At 50.8% G+C, this 690-nt stretch carries 1 rRNA gene; it reads right to left on the reverse strand.

The annotated features are described in order from the left end of the window. Nucleotides 1-690, reverse strand: a 16S ribosomal RNA gene (locus BK820_RS14920); the annotation flags it as partial.

Consider the following 690-nt stretch of genomic DNA (forward strand, 5'->3'; position numbering starts at 1 on the left):
GACGACAGCCATGCAGCACCTGTATCTAAGTTCCCGAAGGCACCAATCCATCTCTGGAAAGTTCTTAGTATGTCAAGGCCAGGTAAGGTTCTTCGCGTTGCATCGAATTAAACCACATGCTCCACCGCTTGTGCGGGCCCCCGTCAATTCATTTGAGTTTTAGTCTTGCGACCGTACTCCCCAGGCGGTCTACTTATCGCGTTAGCTGCGCCACTAAAGCCTCAAAGGCCCCAACGGCTAGTAGACATCGTTTACGGCATGGACTACCAGGGTATCTAATCCTGTTTGCTCCCCATGCTTTCGTACCTCAGCGTCAGTATTAGGCCAGATGGCTGCCTTCGCCATCGGTATTCCTCCAGATCTCTACGCATTTCACCGCTACACCTGGAATTCTACCATCCTCTCCCATACTCTAGCCTCCCAGTATCGAATGCAATTCCTAAGTTAAGCTCAGGGATTTCACATCCGACTTAAAAAGCCGCCTACGCACGCTTTACGCCCAGTAAATCCGATTAACGCTCGCACCCTCTGTATTACCGCGGCTGCTGGCACAGAGTTAGCCGGTGCTTATTCTGCGAGTAACGTCCACTCTCTTTAGGTATTAACTAAAGGAGCCTCCTCCTCGCTTAAAGTGCTTTACAACCAAAAGGCCTTCTTNAAAAGCCGCCTACGCACGCTTTACGCCCAGTA

The organism is Acinetobacter sp. LCT-H3 (genome assembly GCF_001866125.1).
In the GTDB taxonomy this organism is placed as follows: domain Bacteria; phylum Pseudomonadota; class Gammaproteobacteria; order Pseudomonadales; family Moraxellaceae; genus Acinetobacter; species Acinetobacter schindleri.